This window comes from Leptospira sp. B5-022 (assembly GCF_000347035.1).
GTDB lineage: Bacteria > Spirochaetota > Leptospiria > Leptospirales > Leptospiraceae > Leptospira_B > Leptospira_B cinconiae.
On the sequence record NZ_ANIJ01000047.1, the window covers coordinates 392,595 to 415,269 of the forward strand.

A 22,675-nucleotide genomic window follows, 5' to 3' on the forward strand; every position below is an offset into this window, starting at 1 on the left:
TACATGAGCCTATTTTCTAATTCAGATAAATCCACCTCGGGGCAGAGTTATATCGATCCTGAGGCATTAGGTCTTATAGACGTTAACAGAGAATTTAAAACGCATTTAGGGATTGAAGATACTTTATTTAATCGATTCTCCACTAAGGAAGTGCATGAACTTTTGGAACAATCCGGAATGTTCGAGATGTTGCAGTTCAGAGGATTCCAAAAAACTAAATTAGAGATCCAAGGGATCTCCGAAGTTGATAATCGTATCTATATCAAAACGGAAGAGAACGAAATTTTAGTCCATATGCGTTTAAAATTCTCCGACTTTCTTTTTAAAAAGATAAACGAATCTTTTCCGATGATCTATATCGATTGGCTCTTAAGTCAAAACGTAAGGCTCGGAAAATTAGGAGAAAAGAAAAAACTTTTCGAAGGCCAGGAATATCCGGGCCTGAATATCATGAACGAGATCACTTCTTTTATCCGATTACTTTCCGGAAAGATCGGAGCGGCGGGCGCTTTTAATATTCCTGAATATTTTCACGATGCGGTCCTGTTCCATAAAAATTTCAGATATTTATCTCCTGAAAAAGAAGGGGAGTTCAGGGCACTACTCAGATGTTTTAAAAAAGAAAATCTGAGATCCCTTTCTGCGGCAATCCATTCCGGAAAAATTTTAGATCGCCAAACATCCGCAGTATACTCATGGAGTTACGGAGAAATGGTGTCTGCGACCAATCCGTACCTCGAAAAATCCTTGTTTGACGAGCAGTATGATTCTATCGTTGCCAGAATTTCCGTGACCCGGGAATTTTCTAGGATCGATTAGATGACATCAATTACGATTAAGCCTGAAATTCTGATCATAGACGATGATCGGGACGTAGGAGAAGCCCTGGAAATTCTTCTCTCCAAATTAGGCTACAATTCCACTTTTTTCGATTCAGTGGAGAAAGGTAAGGAATATTTCGAAAAAGAATCCAACCCTATCGTCTTCCTGGACATCCATATGCCGAAAACCAGCGGGTTGGACGTCCTACCTTATTTCAAAAATTTGAATCCTGCCACTCAGGTCATCATGATGACGGGAGAAAGGGATATCAATAATGTGGTGACATCTCTCACTCATAAGGCTTCCGATTTTCTTTTAAAACCGTTCTCTCTTCAGACCGTGCGCATCGCGGCCCAAAGAGCATTGGATTATTATACTTTACTAAAGGAGAAGGAAGCGAGGGACGAAAATATCCTTAGGGATCTAAGGCTTGCCTCTAAGATCCAAAAAAAGATACTTTCCGTTCCCGTAATCTCTCCTTTGGAAGTGGCTGTCGATAATACTCCCGCTTCTTTCGTGAGCGGGGATTTTTACGTTCTTTCTAAGATTGATAACAAAATAATGGTCCTTCTCGGCGATATAGAGGATCACGGGGTGACTTCAGGACTGATAGGACTTCTCATGACAAGCATTGCGAGAGAAGCTTATAAAGAAAACCAGGACCCTTCGAATGTTCTGAAAAGAATGAACTTGGAACTTGCCCAAGAGATTGGAACTCATAGCTTGACCGCTGCTGTTGCGGTGATCGATCTGGAAAAAAAGACGATCCGTTATGCGAGAGGGGGGCATCCTTTTCCTGTTTTATATCAAGCCTCCGGACAAAAACTTCTGAACGAAAAATCGGGACAATTACTCGGCATTATGGATGCCTTGGAATTCGAGTCTCATGAGATCCCGTATGAGACCGGGGATGTTTTGTTCTTATACAGTGACGGCCTTTTGAATAGTTTATCTAGTCCTTTATTCAAGGAATTGGAAGAAGTGCGCAAAAAAGGTCTAGGTATAGAAGAATACCAAGAGGCGATCCGCACTTTTAGTAAAGTGAGTTTACCTACTCGGGAATTCAGAGACGATTCAAGTTATCTACTTTTGAGGCTCTAATTTTCTTTCGGAACGATCCGGTTTTGCGTTAGGAAACGTTCCTTTTCGAATATTAAAAAATACTAATTCAGGCAGGGAGAAGAATGCAGACTGTAGTCCGTCCTTTGCTCTTTTGCCTTTATCGAATGGGCTCGTAAATATCCCCAAAGCAAAATTTCCGATCCCCCAGCCTAAGTTTACGATCCCATAAATAGGCCTTAGAAGGATAGTATCATCCGTAAAAAATACGAACATGTGATCATCAAGGTTCGGTTGATAAATTTCGGAGCTGAAAACATTGGATTCTTTTAGATAGGTTTTCCATTTTGGATTCGAACCGTATAATTTTTCCAAGGCGGCTTTTCTATGAGAAAGTTCCAAGGTCTCTTCCTTTACATTCCATTTTTCGGTAATGGAATCGTATGCGATAAATGGAATAAAAGTAAGGGAAGAATGCGGATCTATTCTTTTTCCAAGAACCTTTTCGTAATCCTTTTCGTTTAAGATAAATTCCAAGGAATCAAAGATCTCGGAGGTGCAGTTTTTGGTGATGAGTTTGAAAGTATAAAAACGTTTCAAGTTCTCATAATATGCTTCTTCTTCTTTTTCGGAACGGTGCAAGTATTCGGAGATCAGTTGCGATTCCGGAGTTGGAAAGGAAAACACGAAACTTCCGGAAAGATCCGGAGAAAGTCTATCGAACGTATTTCGGATCGAAATTCCTCTGCTTAACCCTGTTCTTAATTCCCAATCCCTGTTTTCCAGATCCTCCCAAGTGAGATAGTTTTCCTCCGTTAAACTTTCCGATTTTAGTCTTTCTTCCCTGAACGTTTTAGAGGCTTCTAATAATAGCTCCGAACTTGCTTGGACTCCTCTTTTATCTTTGGACCAAGTAGTGGGAGTGATCTGGGAAACTGATTCAGGGAAGGTTACTAAAAAATAAAGTTTTCCGTCCTCTAAACTTTTTTCTAAGACTAAATATCTTGCCAGATTAACGAGTACACTATGACCCCAGTTTGAGTTTTCTTCTTTGATAAGTTCGATGATAGAAAATTCTAGAGAGTCTCGTAATGAAACAATTTTTATTCTTTCTTCTTCGTTTAAGGAATTGCCAGAAGAGAGAAAGATCGCTTCGGGATCTAGAGAATATTTCAAATCTAGGATCTCTAAAACGGAAAGTTTTTCTAGTCTGGGTAAAAACCAGGATGAAATCCCTTCTTTATAAAATGGATAATTTCCGTTTTGGACGGAAGGAGCCTCGGAGAATAATTTGAATTTTCCGTCGGTGAAAGCTGAGTTTAATTCCTTTTTGATCTGGGTCCGTATCTTTCCTAGCCAACCTTTGCCGAGTGCGGAGTTCAGCTTTTCCTTTAGGGAGGAAATTTTGGTTCCTTCTTCTTTTTTAAAATATCCGAACGTTTTGATTCCTATATTTTTTTCCGGTGACTGGAGTTCTTTTAGAAATTGTACATCCGCTCGAATGGATTCCAGATTTTTAAGATGTTTGAATTGTATAAGAGCTAATTTTTCAAACCCGGTCCGGATCTTATCCAGATCGTTTTCCGAGATCCCTACACGCGCGATCTTACTTGTCCGATTGGAATAAGTATTATAAGAATAGGAAAATCTCTCGTAGGATTCGCGAACTACTCTAAAAATTTCGTCGGGATAATATTGGAAATGGATAACCGTATCCTCAAACCGAAGTGCGGAATGTCCCCCGCTGGATTGTCCAGTGTTTGCATCCACATAGATGAAATCCAAATAGGTTTCTTGGGACTGAACGGTGGTAAAGGGGAGAATTAAAAGGAGAAGATATAAGCGACCTTTTTCAAAAGGCCGCTTAAACATGCTCGATCTCAAATTAGAGGGAAAGATAGCCTCTTTCCAAAGCTTTTACGATCGCCGGTTTAGAATTTACGTTTGCCGCAAAATTTTTAAATTCTTCCGCACCCACGCCTGCCTTTTTTAATCCTCTTCCGATTGAAACATAAGTGCTTTCTGAATTTTTCCAGTTGGTCACTCCGTTTTTAGAAGCGAGTTCCGCCAGATCGGATTCGAATTCGGAAGAACGAGTGGATCCGGTTTGTAAATAAATTGCAGTTAGATTTTCTACATCTCTTTTAAATCCTTTTTTTTCCGCAGCCTCATCCTTGGAAGAAGAAGAAACGGAAGAAACTACGGAAACCACGGATTTAGAAAGACTTTCTAACGAATCCGAAGATTTTGAAATGGAATTTGATATAGTATCTAAAAAACAATTTTGGGAGAGTAGGATCCCGAATGTTAGGAAACCTATTCCCAGAATTTTGTGAAAAAATTTCATTGATACACCTCGCCTTGGATCTTCCGAATTTTGGAAGAAAGTTTCTGACACGTTCACGTCTATTCTCAACCCGATTTCAGTAAGAGTCAACTTTGTTTTCCCGAATAGAGGACCACTGTGGACCAAGGTTCCATTTCAATTTTGAGAACTTTTTTACGTGAATCTATTTCCAAGGAGTCCGGCTTTTTCCCTGTCCAATAATCTATGGAATTTTTTTTGTCCCAAGGAAAGAATAAGGAGAGTAAAATTTCCTTTTTCTCGTCGCTTGGATTCCAAATCCCTAAATAACCGGATGGATTGTAGAGAGCACTCGGAAAAAATTCGGTCCCTAGTCCCACAGGAAGAGGAGTTTTACTTCTACATTTGGATTGGAGAGCTAAACTTTTTTGTAATAATTCCAAACGATCTTCGTTTACCAGGGAAAGATCGTCTGAAACGAATAACATTCCCCCGGAGACAGACATGATACTTGCCATGATCTTTGTTTGGGCTTCCGTCATGCTGTTTTTCTTTTTTCGGACCAAAAGGCAATCCGGGTCATTCAACCAAAGAGTCCTGTGCATGGAGGCTCTCGTAATATCGTTGATAAGCGCTCTTTCAGTGCAGAGCCCATTTCTATCCTTTACTAGAATTCTAGACTTTTCTCTGTACCAAAAAGGGGCTACATCGCAGGAAATTCTCATTGCATCAAATAACCCAGTGGAAGGAAGCATAGGTGCTCCACAACCTAAGAGGAATATATCTTTTCCGACCACTTTTCGAATGAACTTAATTGCATCCGCATAACGAGTGTGAGGTGAAACGCTTCGATCGTAAGTCCAACCCGGCAATAATGCGGAATACAAGAAGTCCAATTTTAGGTATTTGTATCCGTATTCTTTAACGATGGTTTTGAAAACTGTGGCTAAAAATTCTTTAGACGCGGGATGGGTCACATCTAAACAGTAAGTATAATCCATTCCCCAATTCGGATTCCAAAGCGCCGGTACCGGATTTCCGTCCCTATCTTTTAAGACAGCTTCCGGAAATTTTTGGAAAAATTTGGATTTTTTGCGAACGAGGAACGGGGCAAGCCAGATCCCTGGGAGTAATTTTTCGGAACGGATCGCTTCCGCTAGTAAGCCCATTCCACCGGGGAAACGATCGTTTGCTTCTAACCAGTCTCCTATCTCCGCTTGATAGCCATCATCTATTTGGAAAACTTTTAATCCTAGATTTTTAGATCTGAGTTCTTTTAAATTTTGGAGAATGATCTTCTCCGAAATTTTGGTGTAATAATGATACCAAGAACACCAGCCTGTAGGCACCTGAGTTTCCGGAAGTTTTACCTTTAGGTTTTTTGCAAGTTCCGCAAAATAATTTTTGGTAAAGATCGCTTCGTCGCCAGTAAATTTGGAAACGCGGATCTGAGTGAGTGGTAGCTTGTTCCCTTTAAAATCCTCGAACCGGTAAAAATCGTATACGACTCGAATATCTCCCCTAAAAAAATGGTCGGAGGTTTTTGGGGAAGAAGATGAAGTCAGGATTTTAAACTTAACTCCTTCTTCTCCCTTGGAGATTGCTCCCGCAAAAAATTTAGAGTCTTCGTTTTTAGGCAATAGGATAACGTAGGCCTCCGAGATCCAGTTGCCTTCTTCTCCGGAATGTTCAGAATAGATATTTTCTTGGGAGAATTGTAAAAAACCTAATTTGGGAGAGATATCTGCGGCTTCCAAATTTTCGGAAGCGGATAGACTCCAGGACTGGTATCCATGTCTGAAAATCCTACCTTCTTTAATCCCATGGGAAGGAAGTTCCCATTCCAGGGTTAAAAGTTCCAAACCTGCCGGAGGTCTTTTTTCTGCGATCCATTCTAAAACGGGAGCGTACGTGGATTTACCTTGAGACTTGATTAATTTAAAGGAAAACTTATAATTCCCGCAATTGCTCTTGGTCTCGGCTCTTCCCGCCGGAAACTCAAACTGAGACTTTTGTTCTTCTTCATAGATACGGGTGCGCAAAACTGCTTTCATTCTGGGACGATGGTTTACTGATTCGAAAGATAGAAAAGGAAAAAAACCGTCGGGGAAGTCGGACTTTTCTTGCGGACCTGAGATCCGGTTCGATTATTTTGGCTTTATGGCATCTAACCGCGCGAACAATAAACCGGATCTGTTTCCGGGAGATCTTTCCGAAGAGAGATTTAATGAATATCTAGAAGAAGATCATTTGGCAGTGGATTGCGAAATGATGGGTTTAAATCCCAGAAGAGATCGTCTATGCGTGGTCCAGATCTGTGATTCTAAAAATAGGGTGAGCCTGGTGCAAATTCTGCCCGATCAAACAGAGGCCCCTAGACTCAAAAAACTATTCGAAAACCCGGGTATCATCAAGGTATTCCATTTTGCCAGGATGGATACCCTCTTCTTAAGATACAGGCTAGGGATCCTGACCAAGGGGATTTTTTGTACAAAGATCGGATCTAAACTTGCTCGCACGTATACGGATAGACATGGTCTGAGAGATATTATCCGAGAATTTTTCGACGAGACTTTGGACAAAAAAAATCAGTCTTCGGATTGGGGAGCTCAAACTCTCACTAAGGATCAGATCGAATATGCTTCCGGAGATGTTCTATTTCTGATTTCTCTATCACAAAAGCTTACTCAAATATTAATCAGAGAAGGAAGATATGAACTCGCTCAAGAAGCGTTCCAATGTCTTCCCGTATTCAATCAGATCGATTGGCTTCAAATGGAGAATTTATTCGAACATTGAAAAAGAAAATTTCCAAAGTCTTTCTTTGTCAATCCTGCGGACAGGAATTTTCCCGTTGGGCGGGCAAATGTGAATCCTGCGGTAAATGGAATACGATCGTGGAAGAATCGGGAGGGGATCGTTTTTCTTCTTCCCCCAGTTATAAAAAATCCGCGGTTTATAAAGAACCTGTTCCGATCAATTCCATTCCTTCCGATGATACAAAACGTTTGAGTTCGGGTCTTTCCGAACTGGATCTGGTTTTAGGCGGGGGACTTGTTCCTGGAAGTTTGATCCTGGTAGGCGGAGAACCTGGAGTCGGTAAGTCCACTCTCATCTTAGAGATCAGCAGAAGTATGATCTCTCATGGTAAAAAAATACTTTATATATCCGGTGAGGAATCCTCGGCTCAAGTGGGACTCAGAGCAGCTAGGATGAATGTTCTATCAGAGAACCTTCTTCTTTCCTCCGAAACCTACGCGGAGAATATTTCCGCAATGGTCGAGGATGTTTCTCCCGATTTAGTTTTCGTGGATTCTATCCAAACTCTTACAAGAGAGGCTCTTCCGAACCAAGCGGGAACCGTCACACAACTTAGAGAATGTACACAAGTGCTTTTGGAAACGGCAAAACGTACAGGTATCCCGATCTTGATGACCGGTCATATCACGAAAGATGGTGCAATTGCAGGCCCTAAGGTATTAGAACATTTAGTCGATACGGTATTGTACTTCGAAGGAGACAAACTGAATTATTTTAGACTTCTTCGCGCCGTAAAAAACAGATTCGGCGCGGTAGGTGATCTTGCCGTTTTTGAAATGTTGGAATCCGGATTAAAAGAAGTAAAAGACAGACAAAGGGTATTTATCAGCTCGCTAACGGAAGGAAAAAGCGGTTCTGTAATCAGCTCGGTATTAGAAGGAAGCCGTGCACTCAGTGTTGAGGTCCAAGCTTTGGTGAGTCGGACCAATTATTCTCAAGCAAGAAGAATGGCGGAAGGTCCCGACACCAGAAGACTTATACTGCTTGCTGCGGTAATTGAAAAATACTTGGGGCACACATTATCGGAATGTGATATATTCGGGAACTTGGCGGGTGGTCTGCAAGTGGACGAACCTGCACTCGACCTTGCGATCTGTGCTTCTATACTTTCCAGTTATACGGAAAGACCGGTACAGTCGGGATATGCGGTCATTGGAGAAGTCGGACTCTCCGGAGAAGTTCGGTCCGTTGGACAGGTTTCCCTACGCTTGAAAGAATTGAAAGGTGTAGGGATCGAAACCGTATTTCTTCCCAAAGGGAATTTGGCGGAGATAGAAAAAATTCCCGGAATGGAAATCGTAGGTATCAGCGCACTCAGAGAATTAGAAGGTCTCTTTAAGTGAAAGTCGGGTTTTCGAAAAATCCGTTTATAAGTTGTTCGTATATTATAAAATCATTATATATTAAATTTTTGTTTTTCTTCCTTGCTTTTTTCGTTTTACCGGCCTCAGCCCAGGAAATAGATCCGTTACTTCGCCAACCATGGTTTGGAGATCAGGAAAAAAAAGAGGAACTGCTATATAATAGACTTCAGACCGCGTTTCGTCTAAGCGCTCATTATGTCTGGAAGACCGATTCCAGATCCCGCAATTATCGTTTTTACAAAGACGGAAAAGTGGAGATGATCCTGGATCGGAATTATAAGGAAGTCTTTCCGAACAGACAAGAATTGGATCTGCATTATAGCGAAGCGGAAAGTCTGCAAAAGCATGCAAATCCGTATTCGGCGATCCGTCTCTTAAAGGGATCCATGTACTGTTACAGGTTGAGATATGGAAAACTGGTGCCGGAAGGTTATGAAAGGACCGCAAAACTTCTTGCGAAATATTTAGATCAATATTCCCATAAAGAGAAAGAACTACAAAGACTCACAGATCCGTTCGGCTGTTGGACACCCGAAAATTTAAAGATCAGAAGTTCTGACTTTGCTTATTCATTGGATCTTCCTTCGGATCTGACGTACTTATTTCCGGATGAGGATCGGGAATTTTCGGGAGAAGACGCGGATTATCTCTGGCAGGTCCATAGATTCTACCAAAACTTTCCGGTGGAAGGAGGACCTTCTCCTTTCGAAAAAGAATACAGAAAGAGTAGTGAAGGTATCTTATTTTTTCGGCCGGATCGGGTCGTATTCACGATTGGCACAACACTTCATTTTCATCCAACGATCTTTAACGCACAAAATTACTATCTAGTTTGGGATTCACTCCGAGGGATCAATTCCAGGACCATGAGAGAATGGAATTATCTCCGTAAAAAAGAAGGAGACTTATATAGAACGAGTTTCGATTTTGTGGGAGAAGAGGGACGTAAGAGCCGGATCATCATTTTGGAAAAATTTTATTTAAGAGGGACAAGAGGGATACTATTCTCTTTGGCCTATCCAAGCACATTAGAGGCCCTGGGCGCTAAAATCTGGAGTGGATTTTCTTCCTCTGTCGTCGTAGAATAAGAGGAGATGTTTGCCTTAGTCAAAAACTGGGAAAACCAAAAACCGAAAAAGCCGGAACCTCCTTGGAGATTATTGGGTTTGGGCCTCTTATTCGTAAACGGAATGGCTGCCTTGTTTTTGCCCATCGGTCTTTTCGGGACCTTGATCTCCACCATTGCTTGCCTCGGCTTTTTATTTCTTCCACTATTCTTCCTTACCTTGAAGCTGACTAAGTTTTACGGAAACAGTATATTTTTCGCTTTGTTTCTTGGCTTTATCTCCGCTCCCGTGTCCGCCTTGTATTTAAGCCATGCATTCGGATTTTTCCTGGGGTTAAAATCTCCCGAACAAACTATCTTTCAAATAGACAGCGGAGTTTCCAATTCTCATATCTTCCGATTCACGGATTCCAAGTTTTTATATAAATACCAGGTCACTAAGACTACTCCCGGTTCTATTAAGAAAACATTGTATTTTCATGTGGCGCCTTGGGTCTCCTCCGATTGGAAAGAAGGGGATGAGGTCCTAACATGGGCGGTCTGCCCACAGTTCTCCGAAAAAGTATGTGATTGGGAGAAACAAAACACCAGAGTAGGGCAGTCTCTCTCCCACTCCAATATTGCGGGATTGAACTCGTATTATACGGAGGCGGTTCTGGAAGCTTGTAAAAAATTCGGATTCGATCCGCCTAAAAAACCACGGATCTTACTACCAATCTCCAATCCGGAAGAAGTTTTGTTCAATATGGGAGTCCTGGGTCTTGCGGGCCTTCTCGCCTTAAACTATATCTGGATCATCGGGATCTTGGTTTGGAATAAACGAAAACATTAGGTTTCACGCGAAGCCGCTAAGGGAAGAAGGTTTTCGCACAGAGATCACGGAGAACACAGAGGTGTTTGGTTTGTAGGAACTCCTACAAAACCTCTTCGTGAACTTTGTGTGCTCCGTGCGAAAAAAAAAGAATAGCGATTATGTCTCATAAAATCTGCCGGGCTTTAGAGGATTTCCTTCACCCGGGGGAGGCTTTTCGGTCTCGCGGTCCGAAATTTTCGATTTTTTCTCCTGAAGCGCAAAAAACTTTTTACTTGGCTAATTTTGGAACTTGGGCTACCGATATTTATACACAGAGACGGGAAGGAGAAATCTATTTGGACCCCGAAATCCTAACGGAGAAGGTCGCAACCCAGAACAAAAAGTTTCTGGTAGATCTAAAACGGAACGAGAACGGATACTATTTAAAAGTTTCCGAATGGTCCAATAGTAAAAAATCTTCCATATTCATTCCGGCAGAAGGTGTCGGAAGGATGATCGAGGTATTGCGTAAGTTCCAAAACCTGATACAGGATGGGGATATTACGGACATCCCTCCCTCTCGGAATTAGATTGGATTGCACTAAATCTTTAGGAGATGTTCTCATGGGGAAAAAGACGTACTTATTAGCTAGCGTTCTCTTTTTCTTGGCGATTACCGGAACTTCCGGTCAACAGCCTGCGGGAGGGAACCAAGGCGGCCAAGGCGGCCAAGCACCGGATCCCCTCGAGAAAATTATACTCGAAAATTTCGAGGAGTCCGAAGACTGGAGAGCTAAGTCAACTACTCCCCTGGGAGAGACTAAAACTCTTAAGATGGTTCAAAGAGGTCTGATCCGCGACGTATTCGACGAGAATACCGTTCCGGACAATGGTGGAGACCAGTTGGAAAAGAACCATATCCTCGGTATCAAAACCTATTATAACGATCGAGGATTCGATAGAGTGGAAGTTTTCCCTCCTCACGAATATATCGTAAAAGGAAAAGCTCGCCAGGTCTCCATTTGGGCTCTGGGAAGAAAATTCCGTCACACTCTGTTCGTTAAACTGAGAGACTATAAAGGAAAAACTCATAATATCAGAATGGGGCGTTTGGACTATTTCGGCTGGAGAAAATTGACTGCCACCGTTCCGGGATTCGTTCCTCAAAGTACCAGATTTGCATTATTGGATAAGAACCTAAGATTCGTTTCCATTTTCGTGACCTCTGATGTTCATGAAGTGGGAGGAAGCTTCTACTTTTATGTGGATGATTTGGAAGTTCGTGCCGATAAATCTGATACAAAGTATCCTGGTTCTGAAATTAAGGACAATTGGTGATCTTTCGGTAGGACATGTATGAAAAACCTCAGCAAAAAAACTAAAATCACCGCGGCAATAGCAGTAGGTATTTCTTCCATCCTTCTACTTGGGACCGTGAGCGCGCAATTTATCAAAAAGAAAAAAGGCGGGATCGAAACTCCTACCGGTATCGACGTAAGCGGGATGGAGTTACGCTCCATCACTGTGGAGTCCTGGGATAATCCTTCGGGTTCCGCTCCTTACGGTTGGGAAGTTACTACCGATAAGGACACACAAGTTCCGCAAGGACAGCAGGCTCAATACCAACCTGCTGCTTCCAACGCGCAAGCCTTGAGAGAAGTAAAACTTCTTCCTGGAAAACCTGGAGATATCAAGAACGTAGACGCCGGAACCGGAAAAGTTTTGGGAGTGAAGTTTGCATTCACTTTCCCTGGAGACAACTCCGTTACCATCCGTCCTCCTCGTACTCCTGAATACGAGATCACTCGTAAAATGGCTTACTTGGATGCGAACAACAAAAGAAAAGAATTCAAGATCTACGGTGTGGAATTCCCAGGGATCGTAAAAGCGGTTTCCGTTTGGGTTTGCGGTCGAGGTAACGAATACAATCTGGAAGGTTGGTTAGAGGATTGGAAAGGTGATTCTCATATCTTCCAATTCGGAGATCTGGACTTTATCGGTTGGAGACCTCTTACTTTTGAAATTCCTACAGGAGTTCCTCAGGACGTAAACTCTTACCCTCAGGTTAAAACACTTGTATTCAAACAATTTAAAATTCGCTCTCGTAACGATACGAGTGGAGAAACCGTATACCTCTTCTTTGACGAGCTTAGAGTTCTATCGGACGTATTCGAGGTTCACTTCGACGGAGCTTCTATCGATTTCGATGCGGACGATTGCCGTTCTAAACGTAAGTTGGATAAGATGTTGAAAGTGAAAGCAGAGAAAGAGTGTGAAGGTGGTGGAAACGGCAAATAAGCCTTTCCTTCATATCCGACTCTAATGAAACGCGGGAACCTCCCGCGTTTTTTGTTTTAAGAGAGAGAAGTTCGCACGGAGAACACAGAGAGCACTGAGGGCTTTGCGTTGTAGGAGTTCCTACACAAATTTAAACCTTAACATACTCCGTGACCTCCGTGTGCTCTGTGCGCAAAAAATGTCTTTTTTTCAGTGAATTTATACCTAAGTAATAGCGAAAAGGCGCCTGTACAAGCCTAAGCCCAAATTCTAGTTTACGGATAAGCCTAAGCTGCTATAATTGATCTGAAAGGGCTCTTAAGAGACAAAAAAACCGCCCATCCGAACCTATTTTTGAATGCCGACCCCGTCGGCGGAGTAATTCCTATGTCTAACGAAACTGCGACAACCGCGGAAACTAAGCCTGCCAGCGAACTGGACAAGCTGACTTCTCTTTTTAACGAGGAGATATATGTACGCTCGGACGCAAATTCCATTCCCGCATCTAAATTTAAAATTTACGACGATCTAATAGAATCCTTTCAATCATCAGGTCTTATCGATTCAGCCAAAACAAAATTGGAAGAACATCTTGCAGATCATCCGGAAAGTATCTCCGCAAGATATATGCTCGGATTACTGGGTCTTCAGAAAGGAAGTATAGACGCAGCTTCTTACTTCAAGACCCTACTGGATTCTTTCAAACAAGCCGGTAAATGGGTCATCATAGAACATATCACTGACAATATTTTGAAGTTCGGAGAGGACCGTTACGCTCTTCGTTTCAAAGCGGAAGCTCTTGAAAAACTAAAAAAGAACAAAGAGCTAAAACCCATCTTGGAGAAACTTGCGAAACAAGACCGCAAGAACCCTGAGATCGCTAAAAAATATGCATTAGCAATTCTTGATGAAAACAAAGAAAAAGCGGTCGCTTACCTTAAACAAGCGATCGAAACTTTTGCGAAGACGAAAGATTATATACAGTTCGAAGAGATCTGGCCGATTTTCGTATCTAACAGTTACGACGATATCCAATTTGTCGAGAAGATAGAACGGATCCTTTTAGGTCATCGAGAGAAAACCCGTCTTGCAGGTTATCTTTATCCTTTAGTGGATCCTTTTAAGATCACCGAAGATTGGGACAGAGTGATCTATCTTCTCAAAAAGATCCTGGATCATGAGCCTGTTTCCAACAAAGCAAGGAACGAATTGATCCGCGTTTATAAACTGAAATATGCCAACCATAGTTTGTTGGAAGATTTTTTGAAAATGTCCGAGTTGGGAAACAACAGAAAACCGGTTAAGGTCTGTATTTCCAACTTCGAAAGAAATATCGTATTCGATACCGGCAACTACGTTCTTCATAGGAACTGGGGGGTAGGTAAGATCGTCTCTATTTCGCCTAACGGAGATTCTATCTTCGTTGACTTTAAAGATAAGAAGAACCATAAACTTTCCATCCAAATGGCGATCACCAGCTTGAAACCTTTGAAAGGGGATCATATTTGGGTGAGATACTACGAAGATAAAGCTTCCGTTGTTTCTCTATTCGAAAACGATGTTCCTGGTTTCTTTAAGGAATTATTAACTTCTTTCGAAAACCATATGTTGGTTGCGGAAATGAAGGCGGAAATCGCTGGAAAATTTATCCCCGCTGCGGATTGGTCTAAATGGTGGAATAAAGCTAAGAATGTAATCAAAAAAGAGGATAATCTTGGCTTTAACCCTAAGAAAAAAGACGAACTTTGGTATCGGGAAAAACCGATTACTTACTCGGAAGAATTAACGGAAAAATTCAACGCCAACCCTGACCCGGCCAAACGTTTGGATATCGCGATCGAAGCTCTCCGCAATAAAGAAGAAGCTGAATCCGCGATCGATACTTTCGCACATCATTATTTCGAAGAAGAACAAACTCACGATTCTTTCCGCAAGATCGTCGCTTATTTATATCTGGACGAAGTCGCTTCCATTATGGAAGGAGAAGACGGAAGTCCTTATGATTTCCAAAGATACCAGAAATTGGATGATGTTTCCAAACTCGTTAAATCTCTGAAAAGAGAAGAAGTCCTGGAATATTCTTCTAAGATCAGCAATTTGGATATCAAAAAGTCTTTCGTGGACTTAGTGAAAAAATCCCATTCCGACTGGGTCAATATCCTGGTTGGTCTTCTATTTGAAGTTCCCGTTAAGAACAACAAATACGTTGTTTCCGTCCTGGAAGCCGACGGAAAGTTTGCCGAATTAAATTTATTCATCGAAACTGCATCCAGCCGTGCTAAGGAAAATCCGGAAGTATTCCTATGGGTGGCAAAATCTATCCTTCTCAAAACATGGGAAGAAGAGTGGATGAACGTTTCCAGACAGGATCTGATCCTGAGAGTCCTTCGATTATTAAAACCTTTGAACAAGATAGAGGAAAAAGGGACCAAACTTAAGAACACCTGCCATGAGATCCTTTTCGGAAATGAGGCGGCTGTGATCAGCGAGGCGATCCAAAACGGAGATTCGGAATATATCCGCAAAGTTTACGCTCTTTATAGAGAAGTTCCTTATATAGAAGAGACTGAAAAAGACAAATTGATGTCTCTGATCCAAACTCTAAAACCGGATCTGATCTGGGAAGAAGAGGATGATGAAGAAGAGGAAGAGGATGTTCTGGCAAGGATCCCGGAAAACGCCGTTCTTGTTACTCGCCGCGCTCTGAACGCGAAAAAGGCGGAATTCGATCATTTGGTCAACGTAGAGATGCCTGAAAACTCTAGAGATATCGGAGAGGCTCAGGAAAGAGGAGACTTGCGCGAAAACGCGGAATACAAAGCCGCTATGGAAAAACAAGTCCAGCTCCAAGCTCAGATCAAAAAACTGGAAGCGGAACTCAAAGCTGCTATCGTTCTAGATCTATCCAACGTGAAAACGGATCGGATCAATATCGGAACCACCGTAAAACTCAAAAACGAGTCCAGCGGGGAAGACCAAACTTATTCTATCTTGGGGGCTTGGGACGCGGATACGGAAAGAAATATTATTTCTTACCAATCTCCTTTGGCTAAGTCGCTTTTAGGTAAAAAAGTGGGTGATAATGCTTCTTTGAATCTTGGCGGAGCGGAAACTAAGTTTAAGGTTCTGCAAATTAGCAGATACTCTCTCCAAAACCAGGACTGAGAAAAAAGATCTCTTTCTGTGATTTTAGAAAATCCCTGCGAGTCAATCTCGTGGGGATTTTTTATTTTCGCACAGAGGCACTGAGAGCGCTGGGGGTTTTTAGAGTTATTAACTCTGTGACCTCCGTGAACTCTGTGCGAACGTTTCCCAGCGCGAGGCCCGATCTGAAAAGTTCAGGGGGCTGCGAAATCACTAAAAGTAAAAAACTTCACTTTATTTCCATATCGGAAATGATCACTCCGGTAATCTTTCCTTCGGTTAAAAGATGATTGATCGTCGCCTCCATTTCATTTTTCACCGATAATTGTGATTCGATACTCTGGAATTCTTCGGATGTTTTAGAAACGATGATAATATTAAGGATGGTTCGTATCTGAGTCATTCTTTTTGCTAATTCCATCGTTAATGCGGGTTGGTCTTTGTAAGCCAAGGCTAATTTAAATTTGATAAATTTCGAATCCTTAGTATTCATTAAAAATGGTTCTTGAAACCTAAAGTAAGACTGGTCTTTGGGAATTTGATCCAGCTCTTGTTTATATTCTTTTGAAGTGATAAATCTGCCCAAAAAATACGTAGCAGGTAATAAAGTTAACGCAATCAATCCGACTAGAATGGGAATTCCGATAATCATGATTGCAATTTTAACTTTTCGTTCCATAAAAACTCTCCGTGGCTCTGCGTCTCTGTGTGAAAAACCTTTGTGACTCTGCTAACTCTGAGTCTCTAAACCTAAAACCTCACTAAATCGGTAAACCAATCCGAAAAGTTACCCGCTCTGTCTTTGATTCGTATTTGTAGTAACATATACTTTTTCCAAGCGGAGAAAGTTTTCGGGAATTTGACGATGAGCATCTTACGGTCCGCATCGAATTCGCTTGGATACAATTCTCCATCCAACAAAACTTCTGCGCCTCCGGCGTACCCGGAACCGGTGTCGGAAACGGTGTATAATCTTTCTTCCATTCCTTCTTCTTCCTGGCCTTTGATCCTTCTATGTCTTGTGATCAAAAATGGATAATTAACGGAAGGTTTTGCCTCGTCGGTGAGAATTGCAAGTGCCCCAAGTTTTGTGAGTAATGTAATCGAACCTTTTTGTTTTAAAGCGGACCATTTTTTGGAAGCTTTGTCGAAGATGTAAATCCCGTCTTTTTTACCTAGTGCTGCACCTCTCCAGGTTAGTTCCGCTTCTCCCACCCAGGAAAGATCGGAGGATTCTAATTCGTAAATCGAACCCTTTGATTTGAGTCCTTCCGGAAGTTTTAAGTCGTCTTCCGGCTTTTCCTTTTTTTTGAAGTGTAACGAGCCCTGGCCGTAAGTTGTTTTTGCCGGAGTTCTGATCTTCAGAACACCGTCCAAAGAAGTGAATTCAGTTTTTGTAATGGATGGTCTTTTGCCATTTACGACCCCGACTTCTATTTCTAAGGGAAGGATGGAGTGATTTCCCGCATGGTCGGATGCTTTAAGTATGAGTTTGACTATACTTCCTGCTTCGAAATTCCTAAGGTCTATACTCGGTCCTTTTGCGGGGAAAAGATTATACACATAAACGGGAGGATTTAAAGAAGAGCGGTTGGAGTCGAATATATCCTGGTGGACCCTTGCTTCTTCATAACTCATTCCCCTAAAGGATCTTTCGTATAAAGGAATATCTTCCTTGTAAATTCCTGCAAAGAAAAGATTGTTTTTGTTCCGTGAGGTCATTAGGTCGTAGGCACCTAATCTAAAACGGACACCTCCCGCCAAATGTAATTTTTGGTTCCCAGGAACTGCGAATTTACCTTCTCCTTTTTTTTCCAAATTGATCCTGGCTTGAACTCCATCTTCCGAGTCCACGTATAAGAGTAATAGTTCCGGAGAATATCTGTCTTTTCCTCGCAAAGGTAAATAGGGAAGGGGGTTTAAAGTCCCATTAGGTAAATGTAATTCAAAATGTAAATGACTAACCCCGGTTCCCGACTCTCCGAGTCTTGCTACATTTTCACCTTTGGGGAGAAGGTAAGAACCTGGAGAAAGTTTTACCTGAAATTCTCCACCGCTTAGTAATGCCAATGCTTCCCGCAGAAGGTCTAGATCCTTTCGAAATCCTTTGAAGTCCAGTAAGTGAGCAAACTTGGCCCTTAAATTAGAACCGGAAGACTTTATGATAATATTTGATCCGTAACCTTTTGTGGATTGCCCAATAGAATCCACATATCCTTGGAAAGGAGAAACGGCAGAAATTCCATTCGTATGAAATGTTTTAAAATCGCAGCCCATGTGCAGATGATGCACTCTATATTCCGCATAAGAACCGGAGATCGGAGTCTCCATTTCCATGGGAAAACCTAAATTTCCGAGATCCGCTAAAACCTCCGGTGTAAGATCGTCCCAAATATTTTTTTGGACAATGGCGCTCGGTTTTAGATTGGGAGAAACCGCGGAAATTTTGGGACCTGTCTCGCCCGCACTTCCTTCCGTCCCGAAAAACAAAATAAGGAGGAATATTAAACCGTATATCTGCGGAATTTGTGGAAAAACTTTCAGGAAATTTTTTCCCATTTGCGAATTCAGATCCGATTCCCTTAAATTGTAAAGTCTGAAATCTGAGAAATTTTCTTGCAGCCTCATACTTGGAGAAAAGCCTGATGATATGAGGATATTCCTTCCGATTCTTTTGGTTTTTTGTCTGGGTTCTTGTACCTATTTGACTCGGGAGCCCGGCAATCCTCCTAAAATCGACGGGATTCCTATTCCGGATTCCAAACGTACCGTGTATGTGCAGAATTTTCGCAATAATTCCTATGGGATTGCAATGCACACCACTCTCTCCGACCTCGTCAAACAGGAGATCAATTATCGGGGAAGATTTATCCAGACCAGAGAGAAGTCCCAAGCCGCATATCGTATCTACGGAGAGATCAGTCATTACCAACAAGTGGGAGCACTTTTAGATCAGGGTGGACAGCAGCTCAGTAAAGAGATGTTCGTAGTCTGCAAGGTAGAACTCCAAAAAGCAGGCGGGGAAAAAATTCCTTTAGAAAGGACCGAGATTCCTGCGAGGATCATCTACTCGGACCAAGTCGGTTTCATGGAAACGGAAAGTCAGGCCCAGACCAGATTACTTAAAATTCTTGCAGTCCGTATCGCGGAAGAAATGGAAAGAGCCTGGTACTATTCTATAGCGGGCAAAATCGAAGGTGAGGAAGAATAAGTATTTCATTTCCTAAAAATGAAATTCCACTTGATAATTCTCATATCCGGATCTTAAATTGTGGAAAAAGAATGTTAGCCTTCCCGGATTCCTTGGTTCGAAAGGAAAATCTTAAACAGGCTCATACTTCCTCCTGAAAAATGAACAAAGACAGAGAAGCTGAAATCCTGAAAACCGTAGACGATTCCATTCGGATGGAGATGAAAACTTTTTCTGAGTATTTACAGAAGAAGGGCCTGAAGATCACCAATCAAAGGATGTTAGTTGCAGAACGTATTTTTTCGCTGCACAATCACTTTACCGCAGAAAGTCTTCTGGAAGAATTCAAGGACCAAAGGGATAAAATTTCCAAGGCCACTATCTACAGGATACTTTCCATCATGGTAGAAGCGAAATTATTACAAGAGCATAATTTCGGCCAAGATTATAAGTACTACGAACATATTATAGGCCATACTCATCATGATCATATCATCTGCGGAGACTGCGGCAGGATCGTAGAATTCATGGACGAAAGGATCGAACAGTTGCAAGAGCAGGCTGCTGCAAGTAACGGGTTTAAGATCACAGGTCATAGTCTGAATATTTACGGTACTTGTTTGGATCCGAATTGTCCGAACAAAAAATGATCTTTAGATCCAGAGCTTCCGATCCATATTCTTTTGCTCGCACCGGAACCTTATATCTCAACGGAATAGAAATTCCAACGCCTGTATTCATGCCTGTGGGTACAAGAGGAGCCGTTAAGTCCTTGGACTCGGACGACTTAGATGAGTTAGGTTACGAACTGATCTTAGGAAATACGTATCATCTTTATCTTCGCCCAGGAACCGAGGTTTTGGAAAAATTCGGTGGGCTCAAAAACTTTGTTTCATACAAAAAGGCTCTACTTACCGACAGCGGCGGTTTTCAAGTGTTCAGTCTGAATTCTCTCGTGAAATTCAAACAAGAAGGAGTAGAGTTCCGTTCTCATATCGACGGCAGTCCTCATTTTTTCACTCCTGAGAAGGTGATAGATATTCAGAGATCCATAGGTTCCGATATCATGATGGTCTTGGACGATTGTCCTCCAGGAGACGGAACTGTTTCTCGGATCAAAGATGCTCTGGATCGGACTCATCGTTGGGCAGAAGAAGCCGTGAACTATTGGGAGAAGGACAAACGAAATCAATTTCTCTTCGGGATTTTCCAAGGTGGGACAAATTTGGATCTGAGATTGGAGAGTTTGGAGAAAATCCGCTCACTTCCGTTCTCCGGAATCGCGATCGGAGGTCTCTCTGTTGGAGAACCCAGGCCTGATTTTATCCGCACGATGGAAGGAATTGCCTCCTCTACCGACAGGAATCGACCATTATATCTGATGGGAGTTGGAACTGTTCCGGATATTTTGGAAGGAGTCCGAAACGGAGTCGATATGTTTGATTGTGTTCTTCCTACCCGCAACGCGAGAAACGGCCAAGTATTCACTTCTCAAGGAAAAGTGAATCTCAGAAACGAAAAATGGAAGTTCTCAGATGAGCCGATGGACCCGAAATGCGAATGTAAAGTGTGCAAAAGATACAGTATCGGGTATATCAGACACTTACATCACGTGAAAGAACTCAGTGCATTCTCCTTGAGCACGTACCATAATCTGTATTTTATGAAAAAGTTCATGAAAGAACTCAGACATTCCATCGAAGTTGGAAATTTCAGTGAGTTTTTCGTTAAATGGAAAAATTTGTACGAAAGAGCGGAAATTTCTCGTTGACTATATAGAGAATGACCCCCCTATTGTAGGATGGTTCATACAGATAAAGAAAGGAGTTGCTGATTTTTTATGGAAATCACCAGAAGGGAAAGCGGTAACATCGTCATTCTGGACATCAATGGGGAGATCGATTTATACAATGCCCCTGAGATTAAGGATGTGATCGCAAAGCTCATCGAAGAGCAGAAATACTATACGATTATCAATCTGGAAAAGGTCTCTTATATCGACTCATCCGGAATCGGTGCTTTGATTTCCAGCCTCTCTAACTTAAAAAAATACCAGGGTGGACTTAAAATTATCAACGTTGCGGGTTCCGTTAGAAAGGTATTCGAATTAACGAAATTAACGTCATTCTTTGAGATCTTTGATAACGAAGCTGACGCTGTCGCTGCCTTTAAATAAATAAGGCATATTAAAACGATTCCTCTGGCTGGTGCAAAACAAATGAAAACTTTTCGAGCTATATCGTTCCCATCATTGGTACTGGGAGTTTTAGGATTCCTAGTTGCCTGTGGTTCAGAACTACCCGTAAAAGAATTAGCGGAAGCAAAAACCGCTATCACTCGCGCTAAAGATGCAGGCGCAGAAAAATATGCTTCCGGAGAATTTGAGGAAGCTCGCAAAAGTCTTTTGACCGCTCATGAAAAAGCTTCCAATGAAGACCTGGGCGAAACCAAAAAAAGCGCCGAATACGCAAAAAGTAAGGCGTATGATGCATTAGAAAGATCTTATCCTCAATTGACCGAGGAAACCAAGGCACAGGCCGGTACCGCTATCAATGAAGCGGATGAGGCGTATGCTTCCCAACTTGCCGCAGAACCTTATAATAATGCGGTAGAGCTTAAAAAAGAAGGGGACACTCTTCGAGATAATGCGGACCGCACTTTGGAATCCTATCCTAAGGAATCCGGAGACGACGCAAAACTTAAGACCCGTCTGGCTGCTTTCGATCAGTACGAACAAAGTAATAAAAAATATCTGGAGTCCAAAAAGGCGGCAACTGATGCCAAATCTTTGGCTCTTTCTCAAAAACAACAGTTAATCGATTCTCTTGCAGATATCGAAAAAAATCTGGATGATGCGGATCGATATGCCGGTGGTGGCGACCCTGAAGTGGCCCAAACGAGAGAACGTTTAAATGCTGCAAAAGGTAAGATCGACGAAGGAAAGATCAAAGAAGGTTATTCCGAAGTTGACGATATCCGTAAAAAATCAGCAGAACTTGTCGCAAAAAACATCCAAGCTTACGCACTCAAGAAGAAGGCAGAAGCAAAAGATTCTATCGGAAAAGCCAAGGACAAACTGGCTACGATAGACCAATCCAAACTGAAATCAAGCAAGGATCTCCAAACTTCTTACCAAAGAGCGGATGAGAACCTAAAAGCAGCCGATGAGTCTTTAGTTTCCGCAGAAGAGTTATATTCTTCCGAAAAATACGAAGATTCTATTGCCCGATCCGAAGAAGCGATTCGACTTTCCCGTATCGTTGTAGACCAGTCTGACGATATTGCAGAGAGATTACGCACCGGATCTTCCGTTGCAGGTCGCAAAGGGGATGCAGGAGATTCTACTCCTTCTACTAAAAAAGGAGAAGATACGGTATCCTCTTCTTCCGGAGAACTTCCCGAAGGTTGGAAAAAATACGTAGTTCGTAAGAAAATTCCTGCAGATTGCCTCTGGAGAATTTCCGCTTACAAGCAACATTACGGTACTTCTAAACTTTGGAAACGGATCTACGAAGCGAACCGTAACAAGATCAAAAATCCAAACTTGATCTATCCAAAACAAGTATTACTAATTCCGCCTGCCAAAGGATCCACTAAGTTCGATCCGAAAAAAGCTCCGAAAAAGCCGACAGGTAGCGATAAAGTAGAGGCATCTACTCCGGAAGAGAAAAAGGAAGAGACTACAACTCCTCCTGCAGCCTCTACGGATGAGTCGGAACCGGAAGAAGAACAGCCTTCTACTCCGGCACCTTCCACAGAAAATGAGCAACCTTCCGATTCAGGTGAGCAGGAAAGCGACGAAGAAGCTCGTTAATACGGTCTAACATTTTAGCAA

General features: G+C 42.1%; 20 protein-coding genes. 15 read left to right on the forward strand and 5 right to left on the reverse strand.

The features are described 5' to 3' along the window. The first annotated feature begins 3 nt into the window (after positions 1 to 3). The gene (locus LEP1GSC192_RS18075) at positions 4 to 819 is read left to right on the forward strand and encodes a hypothetical protein (RefSeq protein WP_020771377.1); all 816 of its coding nucleotides are present in this window, start codon (positions 4 to 6) and stop codon (positions 817 to 819) included. After that, positions 820 to 1,923 (forward strand): response regulator, encoded by a 1,104-nt coding sequence (locus LEP1GSC192_RS18080; RefSeq protein WP_020771160.1) that lies wholly within the window; start codon positions 820 to 822, stop codon positions 1,921 to 1,923. Here the strand turns inward: LEP1GSC192_RS18080 and LEP1GSC192_RS18085 are convergent. From LEP1GSC192_RS18085 to LEP1GSC192_RS18095, 3 genes are all read right to left on the reverse strand, one after another. After that, positions 1,906 to 3,666: a hypothetical protein gene (locus LEP1GSC192_RS18085; RefSeq protein WP_232421110.1), complete on the reverse strand. Its 1,761-nt coding sequence runs from the start codon at positions 3,664 to 3,666 to the stop codon at positions 1,906 to 1,908. The two genes, LEP1GSC192_RS18080 and LEP1GSC192_RS18085, sit on opposite strands and share 18 nt — an antisense overlap. A 100-nt stretch (positions 3,667 to 3,766) precedes the next feature. Continuing rightward, positions 3,767 to 4,228: a putative lipoprotein gene (locus LEP1GSC192_RS18090; RefSeq protein ID WP_020771464.1), complete on the reverse strand. Its 462-nt coding sequence runs from the start codon at positions 4,226 to 4,228 to the stop codon at positions 3,767 to 3,769. An 86-nt stretch (positions 4,229 to 4,314) separates the two neighbouring features. Beyond that, positions 4,315 to 6,240 carry a glycoside hydrolase family 36 protein gene (locus LEP1GSC192_RS18095; RefSeq protein ID WP_020771314.1) on the reverse strand — a complete coding sequence of 642 codons (1,926 nt, stop codon included), beginning with the start codon at positions 6,238 to 6,240 and terminating at the stop codon, positions 4,315 to 4,317. 106 nt (positions 6,241 to 6,346) lie between these two features. On the opposite strand from LEP1GSC192_RS18095, the gene LEP1GSC192_RS18100 reads away from it, so the two are divergent. The 8 genes from LEP1GSC192_RS18100 (at position 6,347) to greA (ending at position 15,671) form a co-directional block, all read left to right on the forward strand. Next, a complete protein-coding gene (locus tag LEP1GSC192_RS18100) occupies positions 6,347 to 6,985 on the forward strand; it encodes a ribonuclease D (RefSeq protein ID WP_036091041.1) in 639 nt (212 codons plus the stop codon). Beyond that, positions 6,982 to 8,349, forward strand: coding sequence for a DNA repair protein RadA (gene radA / locus LEP1GSC192_RS18105; protein WP_020771191.1), 1,368 nt, complete (start codon positions 6,982 to 6,984; stop codon positions 8,347 to 8,349). The genes LEP1GSC192_RS18100 and radA overlap by 4 nt, the downstream gene beginning before the upstream one ends. Before the next feature lie 278 nt (positions 8,350 to 8,627). After that, entirely contained in the window at positions 8,628 to 9,458 is an 831-nt protein-coding gene (locus tag LEP1GSC192_RS18110) for a hypothetical protein (protein WP_232421112.1), read from the forward strand. A 6-nt stretch (positions 9,459 to 9,464) separates the two neighbouring features. Further along, entirely contained in the window at positions 9,465 to 10,268 is an 804-nt protein-coding gene (locus tag LEP1GSC192_RS18115) for a hypothetical protein (RefSeq protein ID WP_020771411.1), read from the forward strand. Between the two features lie 317 nt (positions 10,269 to 10,585). Continuing rightward, the gene (locus tag LEP1GSC192_RS18120; RefSeq protein ID WP_020771237.1) at positions 10,586 to 10,819 is read left to right on the forward strand and encodes a PurA ssDNA and RNA-binding domain protein; all 234 of its coding nucleotides are present in this window, start codon (positions 10,586 to 10,588) and stop codon (positions 10,817 to 10,819) included. Between the two features lie 34 nt (positions 10,820 to 10,853). Beyond that, positions 10,854 to 11,567, forward strand: a complete 714-nt coding sequence (locus tag LEP1GSC192_RS18125) for a flagellar filament outer layer protein FlaA (RefSeq protein WP_020771391.1) — start codon at positions 10,854 to 10,856, stop codon at positions 11,565 to 11,567. A gap of 18 nt (positions 11,568 to 11,585) precedes the next feature. Further along, complete coding sequence (locus LEP1GSC192_RS18130; protein WP_020771092.1) at positions 11,586 to 12,527, forward strand: flagellar filament outer layer protein FlaA; 942 nt, start codon at positions 11,586 to 11,588, stop codon at positions 12,525 to 12,527. A gap of 366 nt (positions 12,528 to 12,893) precedes the next feature. Then, the gene (gene greA / locus LEP1GSC192_RS18135) at positions 12,894 to 15,671 is read left to right on the forward strand and encodes a transcription elongation factor GreA (protein WP_020771420.1); all 2,778 of its coding nucleotides are present in this window, start codon (positions 12,894 to 12,896) and stop codon (positions 15,669 to 15,671) included. A gap of 208 nt (positions 15,672 to 15,879) precedes the next feature. Here the strand turns inward: greA and LEP1GSC192_RS18140 are convergent, their stop codons facing one another. Together LEP1GSC192_RS18140 and LEP1GSC192_RS18145 are read right to left on the reverse strand one after the other, a co-directional pair. Then, complete coding sequence (locus tag LEP1GSC192_RS18140) at positions 15,880 to 16,329, reverse strand: flagellar basal body-associated FliL family protein (protein WP_020771299.1); 450 nt, start codon at positions 16,327 to 16,329, stop codon at positions 15,880 to 15,882. 71 nt (positions 16,330 to 16,400) lie between these two features. Further along, positions 16,401 to 18,209 (reverse strand): M23 family metallopeptidase, encoded by a 1,809-nt coding sequence (locus tag LEP1GSC192_RS18145; RefSeq protein ID WP_036091047.1) that lies wholly within the window; start codon positions 18,207 to 18,209, stop codon positions 16,401 to 16,403. A gap of 91 nt (positions 18,210 to 18,300) precedes the next feature. Here LEP1GSC192_RS18145 and lptE point away from each other — a divergent pair, with 91 nt between their 5' ends. From lptE to LEP1GSC192_RS18170, 5 genes are all read left to right on the forward strand, one after another. After that, on the forward strand, positions 18,301 to 18,861 hold the full coding sequence (lptE, locus tag LEP1GSC192_RS18150) for an LPS assembly lipoprotein LptE (RefSeq protein WP_020771171.1): 561 nt from the start codon (positions 18,301 to 18,303) through the stop codon (positions 18,859 to 18,861). A gap of 140 nt (positions 18,862 to 19,001) precedes the next feature. Next, complete coding sequence (locus tag LEP1GSC192_RS18155) at positions 19,002 to 19,490, forward strand: Fur family transcriptional regulator (RefSeq protein ID WP_020771531.1); 489 nt, start codon at positions 19,002 to 19,004, stop codon at positions 19,488 to 19,490. Then, positions 19,487 to 20,611 carry a tRNA guanosine(34) transglycosylase Tgt gene (gene tgt / locus LEP1GSC192_RS18160; RefSeq protein ID WP_036090914.1) on the forward strand — a complete coding sequence of 375 codons (1,125 nt, stop codon included), beginning with the start codon at positions 19,487 to 19,489 and terminating at the stop codon, positions 20,609 to 20,611. Before LEP1GSC192_RS18155 ends, tgt begins: the two co-directional genes overlap by 4 nt. Before the next feature lie 69 nt (positions 20,612 to 20,680). Then, the gene (locus LEP1GSC192_RS18165) at positions 20,681 to 21,016 is read left to right on the forward strand and encodes an STAS domain-containing protein (RefSeq protein WP_008595243.1); all 336 of its coding nucleotides are present in this window, start codon (positions 20,681 to 20,683) and stop codon (positions 21,014 to 21,016) included. Positions 21,017 to 21,058: 42 nt separating this feature from the next. Next, positions 21,059 to 22,654, forward strand: coding sequence for a lipoprotein LipL71 (locus LEP1GSC192_RS18170; RefSeq protein ID WP_036090917.1), 1,596 nt, complete (start codon positions 21,059 to 21,061; stop codon positions 22,652 to 22,654). Positions 22,655 to 22,675 lie beyond the last annotated feature (21 nt).

Bases quoted from the DNA above. Each gene is read 5' to 3' on its own strand.
- LEP1GSC192_RS18100 (WP_036091041.1), top strand. From the start codon at position 6,347: ATGGCATCTAACCGCGCGAACAATAAACCGGATCTGTTTCCGGGAGAT.
- LEP1GSC192_RS18090 (WP_020771464.1), bottom strand. From the start codon at position 4,228: ATGAAATTTTTTCACAAAATTCTGGGAATAGGTTTCCTAACATTCGGG.
- LEP1GSC192_RS18110 (WP_232421112.1), top strand. From the start codon at position 8,628: ATGATCCTGGATCGGAATTATAAGGAAGTCTTTCCGAACAGACAAGAA.
- greA (WP_020771420.1), top strand. From the start codon at position 12,894: ATGTCTAACGAAACTGCGACAACCGCGGAAACTAAGCCTGCCAGCGAA.
- LEP1GSC192_RS18095 (WP_020771314.1), bottom strand. From the start codon at position 6,240: ATGAAAGCAGTTTTGCGCACCCGTATCTATGAAGAAGAACAAAAGTCT.
- LEP1GSC192_RS18080 (WP_020771160.1), top strand. From the start codon at position 820: ATGACATCAATTACGATTAAGCCTGAAATTCTGATCATAGACGATGAT.
- LEP1GSC192_RS18155 (WP_020771531.1), top strand. From the start codon at position 19,002: ATGAACAAAGACAGAGAAGCTGAAATCCTGAAAACCGTAGACGATTCC.
- LEP1GSC192_RS18125 (WP_020771391.1), top strand. From the start codon at position 10,854: ATGGGGAAAAAGACGTACTTATTAGCTAGCGTTCTCTTTTTCTTGGCG.
- LEP1GSC192_RS18140 (WP_020771299.1), bottom strand. From the start codon at position 16,329: ATGGAACGAAAAGTTAAAATTGCAATCATGATTATCGGAATTCCCATT.
- lptE (WP_020771171.1), top strand. From the start codon at position 18,301: ATGAGGATATTCCTTCCGATTCTTTTGGTTTTTTGTCTGGGTTCTTGT.
- tgt (WP_036090914.1), top strand. From the start codon at position 19,487: ATGATCTTTAGATCCAGAGCTTCCGATCCATATTCTTTTGCTCGCACC.
- LEP1GSC192_RS18130 (WP_020771092.1), top strand. From the start codon at position 11,586: ATGAAAAACCTCAGCAAAAAAACTAAAATCACCGCGGCAATAGCAGTA.
- LEP1GSC192_RS18170 (WP_036090917.1), top strand. From the start codon at position 21,059: ATGAAAACTTTTCGAGCTATATCGTTCCCATCATTGGTACTGGGAGTT.
- LEP1GSC192_RS18115 (WP_020771411.1), top strand. From the start codon at position 9,465: ATGTTTGCCTTAGTCAAAAACTGGGAAAACCAAAAACCGAAAAAGCCG.
- LEP1GSC192_RS18165 (WP_008595243.1), top strand. From the start codon at position 20,681: ATGGAAATCACCAGAAGGGAAAGCGGTAACATCGTCATTCTGGACATC.
- LEP1GSC192_RS18075 (WP_020771377.1), top strand. From the start codon at position 4: ATGAGCCTATTTTCTAATTCAGATAAATCCACCTCGGGGCAGAGTTAT.
- LEP1GSC192_RS18145 (WP_036091047.1), bottom strand. From the start codon at position 18,209: ATGGGAAAAAATTTCCTGAAAGTTTTTCCACAAATTCCGCAGATATAC.